At 54.9% G+C, this 8624-nt stretch carries 8 protein-coding genes; 7 read left to right on the forward strand and 1 reads right to left on the reverse strand.

Translation table 11 applies throughout. The features are described 5' to 3' along the window. Positions 1–11: 11 nt before the first annotated feature. The 3 genes from mtlA (at position 12) to mtlR (ending at position 3884) form a co-directional block, all read left to right on the forward strand. On the forward strand, positions 12–1928 hold the full coding sequence (gene mtlA / locus JTI85_RS00540) for a PTS mannitol transporter subunit IICBA (protein WP_101742500.1): 1917 nt from the start codon (positions 12–14) through the stop codon (positions 1926–1928). 220 nt (positions 1929–2148) lie between these two features. Further along, positions 2149–3297, forward strand: a complete 1149-nt coding sequence (gene mtlD / locus JTI85_RS00545) for a mannitol-1-phosphate 5-dehydrogenase (protein ID WP_219351985.1) — start codon at positions 2149–2151, stop codon at positions 3295–3297. Then, positions 3294–3884, forward strand: a complete 591-nt coding sequence (mtlR, locus tag JTI85_RS00550) for a mannitol operon repressor MtlR (protein WP_219351986.1) — start codon at positions 3294–3296, stop codon at positions 3882–3884. Before mtlD ends, mtlR begins: the two co-directional genes overlap by 4 nt. A 12-nt stretch (positions 3885–3896) precedes the next feature. Here mtlR and JTI85_RS00555 read toward each other — a convergent pair whose 3' ends face one another. Next, the gene (locus JTI85_RS00555; protein WP_048213699.1) at positions 3897–4103 is read right to left on the reverse strand and encodes a hypothetical protein; all 207 of its coding nucleotides are present in this window, start codon (positions 4101–4103) and stop codon (positions 3897–3899) included. A 292-nt stretch (positions 4104–4395) separates the two neighbouring features. Between JTI85_RS00555 and JTI85_RS00560 the strand changes: the two genes are divergently transcribed. The 4 genes from JTI85_RS00560 to lldD form a co-directional block, all read left to right on the forward strand. Next, complete coding sequence (locus JTI85_RS00560) at positions 4396–4758, forward strand: YibL family ribosome-associated protein (protein ID WP_048213700.1); 363 nt, start codon at positions 4396–4398, stop codon at positions 4756–4758. A gap of 262 nt (positions 4759–5020) precedes the next feature. Next, entirely contained in the window at positions 5021–6676 is a 1656-nt protein-coding gene (gene lldP, locus JTI85_RS00565) for an L-lactate permease (RefSeq protein WP_003837651.1), read from the forward strand. Further along, on the forward strand, positions 6673–7449 hold the full coding sequence (gene lldR / locus JTI85_RS00570) for a transcriptional regulator LldR (RefSeq protein ID WP_048213701.1): 777 nt from the start codon (positions 6673–6675) through the stop codon (positions 7447–7449). Before lldP ends, lldR begins: the two co-directional genes overlap by 4 nt. Continuing rightward, positions 7446–8624, forward strand: a 1179-nt coding sequence (gene lldD / locus JTI85_RS00575) for an FMN-dependent L-lactate dehydrogenase LldD (RefSeq protein ID WP_219351987.1), incomplete at its 3' end; no start/stop codon positions are given. The genes lldR and lldD, both read left to right, overlap by 4 nt.

Below are 8624 nucleotides of genomic sequence, written 5' to 3' on the forward strand. Positions count from 1 at the left end.
GGGGTGTTTTTATGTCATCCGATATTAAGATCAAGGTGCAAAGCTTTGGTCGATTCCTCAGCAACATGGTGATGCCAAATATCGGCGCGTTTATCGCGTGGGGTATTATCACCGCATTATTCATTCCGACAGGGTGGTTGCCGAACGAAACGCTGGCGAAGCTGGTCGGCCCGATGATCACCTATCTGCTGCCGCTGTTGATCGGTTATACCGGTGGTAAGCTGGTTGGCGGCGAACGCGGCGGCGTAGTGGGCGCGATTACCACCATGGGCGTGATCGTCGGTGCTGATATGCCGATGTTCCTCGGTGCGATGATCGCAGGTCCGCTGGGCGGCTGGGCTATCAAGCATTTCGACGGCTGGGTAGACGGTAAGATCAAGTCCGGTTTTGAGATGCTGGTGAATAACTTCTCCGCTGGCATCATCGGGATGATCCTCGCCATTCTGGCATTCCTTGGCATTGGCCCATTGGTTGAAGCACTGTCCAAAATCCTGGCGGCAGGCGTTAACTTCATGGTTGTCCATGACATGCTGCCGCTGGCGTCTATCTTCGTTGAACCGGCGAAAATCCTGTTCCTCAACAACGCCATCAACCACGGTATTTTCTCACCGCTGGGCATTCAGCAGTCCCATGAGATGGGTAAATCCATCTTCTTCCTGATTGAAGCTAACCCGGGTCCGGGTATGGGCGTTCTGCTGGCATACATGTTCTTCGGTCGCGGCAGCGCTAAGCAGTCTGCAGGCGGCGCGGCTATCATCCACTTCCTGGGTGGTATCCACGAAATTTACTTCCCGTACGTGCTGATGAACCCGCGTCTGATCCTGGCCGTTATCCTCGGCGGTATGACTGGCGTATTTACGCTGACTATCCTGAACGGTGGTCTGGTGTCTCCGGCCTCTCCGGGTTCTATCCTGGCCGTACTGGCAATGACGCCGAAGGGCGCTTACTTCGCCAACATCGCGGCAATTTGTGCGGCAATGGCGGTCTCCTTTGTGGTCTCGGCGATTCTGCTGAAAACCAGCAAAGTGAAAGAAGAAGATGACATTGAAGCCGCAACCCGTCGTATGAACGACATGAAAGCGGAATCCAAAGGCGCATCTCCGCTGGCAGCGGGCGACGTAACCAACGACCTGAGCCATGTGCGTAAAATCATCGTCGCCTGCGATGCCGGCATGGGTTCCAGTGCCATGGGTGCGGGCGTACTGCGTAAGAAAGTGCAGGATGCCGGTCTGTCTCAGATTTCCGTCACCAACAGCGCGATTAACAATCTGCCGCCGGATGTGGATCTGGTCATTACCCACCGTGACCTGACCGAACGCGCTATGCGCCAGGTTCCGCAGGCACAGCACATTTCGCTGACCAACTTCCTCGACAGCGGTCTGTACTCCAATCTGACCGAACGTCTGGTCGCTGCACAGCGCCACAACGTGAACGAAGAGAAAGTCCGCGACCACCTGAAAGACAGCTTTGAAGAGGGTGATACCCACCTGTTTAAACTGGGTGCGGAGAATATCTTCCTGGGCCGTAAAGCCACCAACAAAGAAGAAGCGATTCGCTTTGCCGGTGAGCAACTGGTGAAAGGCGGCTATGTTGAGCCAGAGTACGTCGAGGCGATGCTGGACCGCGAAAAACTGACCCCGACTTACCTCGGCGAGTCCATCGCTGTACCGCACGGTACGGTTGAAGCCAAAGACCGCGTGCTGAAAACCGGCGTGGTGTTCTGCCAGTATCCGGAAGGCGTACGCTTCGGCGAAGAAGAAGACGATATCGCCCGTCTGGTCATTGGTATTGCTGCACGTAACAACGAGCATATCCAGGTGATTACCAGCCTGACCAACGCGCTGGATGACGAATCCGTGATCGAACGTCTGGCCCATACCACCAGCGTGGATGAAGTTCTGGCGCTGCTGGCGGGTAAAAAAGCTTAACGGTTAAGTATCTCCAAAATAGTTCGAGCTGCAGGAAGGCGGCAACGCAGTGAATCCCCAGGAGCGTACATAAGTACGTGACTGGGGTGAGCGAGGAGAGCCAACGCATCTGCAGTTCGAAATATGAAGGCGATATCCTCTCCCTTGTGGAGAGGGTTAGGTTGAGGGAAAAGCCTCACCCCAGCCCTCTTGGGTAAAAACATTAATGAAGGTTAATACTATGAAAGCATTACATTTTGGCGCAGGTAATATCGGTCGTGGCTTTATCGGCAAACTGCTGGCGGACGCGGGGATACAGCTGACGTTCGCGGATGTAAACCAGGTCGTGCTCGATGCCCTGAATGCCCGTCATAGCTATCAGGTTCATGTGGTCGGTGAAAACGAGCAGGTTGATACCGTTTCCGGCGTCAACGCGGTGAGCAGCATCGGCGATGATGTCGTTGAACTGATTGCCCACGTAGATTTAGTCACCACCGCCGTTGGTCCGGTCGTGCTTGAGCGCATCGCACCTGCCATCGCTAAAGGGCTGGTTAAACGCAAGGCGCAGGGCATCGCGACTCCGCTGAATATCATCGCCTGTGAGAACATGGTGCGCGGCACGACCCAGCTGAAAGGCCACGTCATGAACGCGCTGGCAGATGAAGACAAAGCCTGGGTTGAAGAACACGTTGGTTTTGTCGATTCCGCCGTAGACCGCATCGTTCCCCCTTCCGCTTCTGCGACCAACGATCCGCTGGAAGTCACCGTCGAAACCTTCAGCGAGTGGATTGTCGACAAAACGCAATTTAAAGGCGAACTGCCAAGCATCCCGGGAATGGAATTAACTGATAACCTGATGGCATTTGTCGAACGTAAACTCTTCACGCTGAACACCGGGCATGCTATAACCGCGTACCTCGGAAAATTGACCGGTCATCAGACCATCCGTGACGCGATTCTCGACGAGAAAATCCGCGCAGTGGTAAAAGGTGCGATGGAAGAGAGCGGCGCGGTACTGATCAAACGCTATGGCTTTGATGCGGCAAAACATGCAGCATATATTCAGAAAATCCTCGGTCGCTTTGAAAACCCGTATCTGAAAGATGACGTTGAGCGCGTTGGCCGTCAGCCACTGCGTAAACTGAGCGCGGGCGACCGTCTGATTAAACCGCTGCTGGGCACGCTGGAGTACGGCCTGCCGCACACGAATCTGGTTATCGGTATTGCGGCAGCAATGCACTATCGCAGCGAAGAAGATCCGCAGGCACAGGAACTGGCCGCGCTGATTGACGAAAAAGGTCCGCAGGCCGCGCTGGCGCAGGTTTCCGGTCTGGATGCCAATAGTGATGTGGTGGCGGAGGCGGTTAACGCATATAACGCGACCAAATGATTGAGAATGTGGCGCAGGTCTGCCTGCGCCCAAATGACAGATTGTCAGATATGCAGGCAATAATGGAACAAACGCAGGCCTTTGAAAATCGTGTGCTTGAGCGTCTGAATGCTGGCAAAACCGTACGCAGCTTCCTCATCACCGCCGTAGAACTGCTCACCGAGGCGGTGAATATCCTTGTGCTTCAGGTATTTCGCAAAGATGACTATGCGGTAAAATATGCCGTAGAACCGTTGCTCGACGGCGACGGTCCGCTGGGCGAGCTTTCCGTTCGTCTCAAGCTCATCTACGGTCTGGGCGTACTCAGCCGCCCGGAGTATGAAGATGCGGAACTACTGATGGCGCTGCGGGAAGAGTTAAACCATGACGGCAATGAATACGCGTTCACCGACGATGAGATTCTTGGTCCGTTTGGCGAACTTCACTGCGTAGCAGCACTCCCGCCGCCACCGCAGTTTGATACCTCAGACTCAGGTCTGCACGCCATGCAAATCCAGCGCTACCAGCAAATGGTACGCTCCACGATGGTACTTTCCCTGACCGAGCTGATTTCTAAAATCAGCTTAAAAAAAGCCTTTCAAAAATAAGACCCTGCAGGCTTACTTCTCTTCCTGCTGCGGTCGATACAGTTGCCGATAGTACGCCAGACGTTGCAGATACAGCTGCGCGTTCTCCTGTGGTATTTCAGAAGGGACTACGTCGCGCGGCGGTGTTTTATTCAGATATTCGCGAAAAGCCTGGCTGGAAGCCATAAAATCGACCGTCTTATCAATCAGAACCGAAACGTTCTCACCTATTTTCGCCATAATCTTCCCTCCTCCATGTATTAACCGCGCTCAGCCTGTGCGGTTGCTCATTTAAGTTTAGGATCGGTTGGGCGATTATATTGAGGAAAACGTGCTTCGCTATAAACCCGCCAATAAAAAGCGCCATGGCCAATCTTATCGCTTAAAGTTCCTTATTAATCAAAAAAGTAGCACTACCATTAGCTTAATAATACTTGCGGCATTTGATTATTTATCTTCGATTAGTTGTGAATAATCCCGCTCTGCGCGCATACTATAGGATATTCATCCTATTTTTATCAGAAGCTATCCTATGAAAGAAGTCGAAAAAAACGAAATTAAACGCCTGAGCGATCGTCTTGACGCTATCCGCCACCAGCAGGCTGACCTGTCCCTGGTTGAAGCCGCCGACAAATATGCCGAGCTGGAGCAAGAGAAAGAAACTCTGGAAACTGAGATCGCACGACTGCGTGAAGTACACGGCCAGAAGCTGAGCAAAGAAGCGCAAAAGCTCAGCAAACTCCCGTTCCGTCGTGCCATCACCAAAAAAGAACAGGCCGACATGGGCAAGCTGAAGAAGAGCGTGCGCGGCCTGATCGTCGTTCACCCGATGACCGAGCTTGGCCGTGAAATGGGCCTGAAAGAGATGACGGGCTTCGCGAAAAGCGAGTTCTAATCTGTCACCGGGCAACACTCGCTTGCCCGGTCCTTAGCTTCCCTTCGTAATTGGCCCTACCAATTTCAGTAAGATCCTACCAATACCTCACATTTCATTAAAATGTGCGTACAATACCGTTGCCAATAAATAACATTTGATTAACCATTCATTGTCATTACCCCTACACAACAATATTGGCAGGGCCACTTTTACACATAGTGTGACGAAGAGATGAGCACAGACTCATTGCATTATGTCAGCGGCCCCCAGGAGACCTGCAATGAATCTCTGGCAACAAAACTACGACCCGGCCGGTAACATCTGGCTTTCCAGTCTGATCGCATCGCTCCCCATCCTGTTCTTTTTCTTCGCCCTGATTAAGCTCAAGCTGAAAGGCTACGTTGCGGCGTCATGGACGGTGGTGATCGCTTTGTCGGTCGCCCTGCTGTTTTACAAAATGCCGGTCGATCACGCGCTGGCCTCCGTGGTATACGGTTTCTTCTATGGTCTGTGGCCGATAGCCTGGATCATCATTGCAGCGGTGTTTGTCTATAAAATCTCGGTTAAAACCGGGCAGTTCGACATCATCCGCTCATCCATTCTCTCAATTACCCCTGACCAGCGTCTGCAAATGCTGATTGTCGGTTTCTCCTTTGGGGCATTCCTCGAAGGGGCCGCGGGCTTCGGTGCGCCGGTGGCGATAACCGCCGCGCTGCTGGTTGGTCTTGGTTTTAACCCACTGTATGCAGCAGGCTTGTGCCTGATCGTAAACACCGCGCCAGTAGCGTTTGGCGCGATGGGAATTCCTATTCTGGTTGCCGGTCAGGTCACCGGGCTGGACAGCTTTGAGATTGGTCAGATGGTTGGCCGCCAACTACCGTTCCTGACGATTATCGTACTGTTCTGGATCATGGCGATTATGGACGGCTGGCGCGGCGTGAAAGAGACCTGGCCTGCGGTGATGGTCGCGGGCGGCTCGTTTGCTATCGCGCAGTACCTCAGCTCTAACTTTATCGGGCCGGAACTGCCGGACATCATCTCTTCTCTGGTTTCTCTGGTGTGTCTGACGCTGTTCCTGAAGCGCTGGCAGCCGGTACGCATCTTCCGTTTTGGCGATATGGGGGCTTCACAGGTCGATATGGACCTGTCGCGCACCCGCTACACCGCCGGGCAAATCATCCGCGCCTGGTCGCCGTTCCTGTTCCTGACCGCCACCGTCACACTGTGGAGCATCCCGCCGTTTAAAGCGCTGTTTGCCCCTGGCGGGGCGATGTACCACTGGGTCGTCAACATTCCGGTTCCGTTCCTCGATAAGCTGGTAGCCCGCATGCCGCCGGTGGTACACGAAGCCACAGCCTACGCGGCGGTGTACAAGTTCGACTGGTTCTCGGCAACCGGCACCGCCATCCTGTTTGCCGCGCTGCTGTCTATCGTCTGGCTGAAGATGAAACCCTCCGCCGCTCTGCAGACCTTTGGCAGTACGCTGAAAGATCTGGCGCTGCCTATTTACTCCATCGGAATGGTGCTGGCATTCGCATTTATCTCTAACTACTCCGGGCTGTCTTCAACGCTGGCGTTAGCACTGGCTCACACGGGCAGCGCGTTCACTTTCTTCTCGCCGTTCCTCGGCTGGCTGGGGGTATTCCTGACGGGCTCTGATACCTCGTCAAACGCCTTGTTCGCAGCGCTACAGGCAACGGCAGCGCAGCAAATCGGTGTTTCTGACGTATTGATGGTAGCGGCAAATACCACCGGCGGCGTAACCGGCAAGATGATCTCTCCGCAGTCTATCGCCATCGCCTGTGCGGCAGTGGGACTGGTTGGCAAAGAGTCTGATCTGTTCCGCTTCACCGTCAAACACAGCCTGATTTTCACCTGCATGGTGGGTGTGATTACCACGCTGCAGGCCTATGTCTTAACCTGGATGATTCCATGATTGTGATGCCCAGACGCCTGTCAGACGAGGTCGCATCTCGTGTGCGGGCGCTGATTGAAGAACAACAGCTGGAAGCGGGCATGAAGTTGCCCGCCGAGCGCCAGCTGGCCGTACAGCTCGGCGTGTCGCGCAATTCGCTGCGCGAGGCGCTGGCAAAGCTGGTAAGTGAAGGCGTGCTGATTAGCCGTCGTGGTGGTGGGACGTTTATCCGCTGGCAGCATGAAGCGTGGTCCGAACAAAACATCGTTCAGCCACTGAAAAGCCTGATGGCGGACGACCCTGATTACAGCTTCGATATTCTCGAAGCCCGCCACGCCATTGAGGCCAGCACCGCCTGGCACGCCGCCATGCGCGCCACAGCCGCCGACAAAGAGAAAATCAGGCTCTGTTTCGAGGCCACACAAAGTGAAGATCCGGATCTCGCTTCACAAGCAGACGTTCGCTTTCACCTTGCCATCGCTGAAGCCTCGCACAACGTGGTGCTGTTACAGACCATGCGCGGTTTCTTCGACGTATTGCAGTCTTCGGTAAAACAGAGTCGCCAGCGTATGTACCTGGTGCCACCGGTATTTTCACAGCTCACAGAACAACACCTTGCTGTGCTGGACGCGATTGTCGCCGGGGATGCCGATGGCGCGCGTAAGGCGATGATGGCGCACCTCAGTTTTGTCCATACCACCATTAAACGCTTTGATGAAGACCAGGCCCGCCAGGCGCGTATCACCCGTCTGCCCGGTGACCATAATGAAATTAGCAGGGAGAACAACACATGATTATTTCAGCAGCCAGCGATTATCGCGCCGCAGCCCAGCGCATTCTGCCCCCTTTCCTGTTCCACTACATTGACGGTGGCGCGTACGCGGAGCATACCCTGCGCCGTAACGTGGAAGATTTATCAGAGGTGGCACTCCGCCAGCGCGTGCTGAAGAACATGTCAGATCTCAGTCTGGAAACCACCCTGTTTAACGAAAAACTGTCGATGCCGGTGGCCCTCGCGCCTGTCGGTTTATGCGGCATGTATGCACGCCGGGGCGAAGTTCAGGCCGCCGCCGCCGCTGATGCCAAAGGCATTCCGTTTACGCTTTCGACGGTATCCGTCTGCCCAATTGAAGAAGTCGCCCCGACCATCAGGCGTCCAATGTGGTTCCAGCTGTATGTCCTGCGCGATCGCGGCTTTATGCGTAACGCCCTGGAGCGAGCCAAAGCGGCGGGCTGCTCCACGCTGGTCTTTACCGTCGATATGCCCACGCCCGGCGCACGTTACCGTGACGCGCATTCCGGTATGAGCGGTCCAAATGCGGCACTGCGTCGCTACTGGCAGGCAGTCACCCATCCACAATGGGCATGGGACGTTGGCCTGAACGGTCGGCCGCATGATTTAGGCAATATTTCGACGTATCTTGGCAAACCCACCGGCCTTGAGGATTACATCGGTTGGCTGGCGAATAACTTCGATCCGTCCATCTCCTGGAAAGACCTCGAGTGGATCCGCGAATTCTGGGAGGGTCCGATGGTGATCAAAGGGATCCTCGATCCAGAAGATGCCCGCGACGCCGTACGCTTTGGCGCAGATGGCATTGTTGTTTCTAACCACGGTGGGCGCCAGTTAGATGGCGTGCTGTCTTCCGCCCGCGCACTGCCCGCCATTGCCGATGCGGTGAAGGGCGATATCACGATTCTGGCCGACAGCGGGATCCGTAACGGCCTGGACGTGGTGCGCATGATTGCGCTGGGTGCCGATAGCGTGCTGCTGGGCCGTGCTTATCTGTACGCGCTGGCAACACACGGACAGGCTGGTGTGGCGAATCTGCTGAACCTGATCGAGAAAGAGATGAAGGTGGCAATGACCCTGACCGGTGCAAAAACCATTAGCGAAATCAGCCGCGATTCGCTGGTACAGGAACTGGGCAAGAGCCTGCCTGCCGCATTGGCTCCCCTGGCCCAGGGT

Origin of the sequence: Citrobacter sp. Colony219 (assembly GCF_019382635.1) — a bacterium.
Classification (GTDB): domain Bacteria; phylum Pseudomonadota; class Gammaproteobacteria; order Enterobacterales; family Enterobacteriaceae; genus Citrobacter; species Citrobacter youngae.

Coding starts and splice junctions, on each gene's coding strand:
- mtlA (WP_101742500.1), top strand. CDS start 12: ATGTCATCCGATATTAAGATCAAGGTGCAAAGCTTTGGTCGATTCCTC.
- mtlD (WP_219351985.1), top strand. CDS start 2,149: ATGAAAGCATTACATTTTGGCGCAGGTAATATCGGTCGTGGCTTTATC.
- mtlR (WP_219351986.1), top strand. CDS start 3,294: ATGATTGAGAATGTGGCGCAGGTCTGCCTGCGCCCAAATGACAGATTG.
- JTI85_RS00555 (WP_048213699.1), bottom strand. CDS start 4,103: ATGGCGAAAATAGGTGAGAACGTTTCGGTTCTGATTGATAAGACGGTC.
- JTI85_RS00560 (WP_048213700.1), top strand. CDS start 4,396: ATGAAAGAAGTCGAAAAAAACGAAATTAAACGCCTGAGCGATCGTCTT.
- lldP (WP_003837651.1), top strand. CDS start 5,021: ATGAATCTCTGGCAACAAAACTACGACCCGGCCGGTAACATCTGGCTT.
- lldR (WP_048213701.1), top strand. CDS start 6,673: ATGATTGTGATGCCCAGACGCCTGTCAGACGAGGTCGCATCTCGTGTG.